1 protein-coding gene and 1 pseudogene are annotated in these 1,143 nt (G+C 27.6%); both read right to left on the bottom strand.

Translation table 11 applies throughout. The features are described 5' to 3' along the window. Positions 1-506: pseudogene (locus tag CI949_RS20730) on the bottom strand (O-antigen ligase family protein); the annotation flags it as partial. Between the two features lie 116 nt (positions 507-622). Continuing rightward, positions 623-1,143: glycosyltransferase (locus tag CI949_RS20735; RefSeq protein WP_290769938.1), on the bottom strand; the 521-nt coding region annotated here is incomplete at its 5' end.

Here is a 1,143-nt window from a genome sequence, read left to right on the forward strand (position 1 = left end):
AACCAGGCACCTCGTGTTTGATTTAAAATTAAGGTAACTAAAAGCAGTATTAAAGCAGAGGCAGATAAATAATTATATTTAAGGCTATTTTCAGCAAAAAATAAATATATCATCACAAAAATAGAATACATCAAAAGTAAAGCTCCAAAATCTAGGGCCATAAAAGTTGAGTCTATCCTGCTAACTCCTTGATATAAATACTGATAAAACAACCCATATAATGAGGATAAAATGATAGAAATCAAACCAAAGCCAAACATTTTCTTAACTGTTTTTATATCTTTTACATTGTTAACAACAGTATAAAAAAGTAAAATAACTATTAAATAATCTTCCAATCCTTCTAGACTATTATATAAATCTTTAGTACCTATAAAAGATATTACGATAGCCAGAAAGAGCAACCAAATTGAATTGTTGAAAGGAATGGAAACAAAAATAATTTTTTTAGATTTAAGCTTTATTATAATTAATTTAATAATCCAGGCTAAAAAAGCAAATCCCATCCCAATACTTGATCCAGCTATTGAAATTGCTGAACTAAACATCATAAATAATAAACTTCCTCTTATAAATTTATCAATATATTGAAGTATATTGTCTATATTAATCTACCCCCATATTAATTTAAAAATCTTTTTATATTTTCAATCATTATTTTTAAGCTAAAATTGTTTTCTATAACTTTTCTACCTTTTATTCCAAAATCAATTTTATTTTTTTGCGTTATCATTTTAAGCATCTTAGAAGCTATATCCTCGTTATTTCCAGCTTCAGCTAAATATCCTGTTTTTCCATCTACAATAATTTCAGAAATATTACTGACATCAGTGCTTACAACCGGAAGTCCTGCTGCCATGGCCTCAGCTATGACAAAGCCAAAACCTTCCCAACGGGCTGTATGAACTAAAAAATCAAGCCCAGGCAATAAATTATAAACATCATCTCTAAAACCAGTAAAAATTATGTAGTCACCCAAACCTTTATCACTAACTAAATTTTTAATTTCTGCTTCTCTTTCTCCATCACCAATTATTAAGACAACAAAATCATCTCTTTCTTGTTTTAATAATTCAATAGCTTCAATTAAAAATTCATGACCTTTTTGATAACTCAAACGCCCAATATTACCTATAATAATTT

This window comes from Halanaerobium sp. (genome assembly GCF_003070835.1).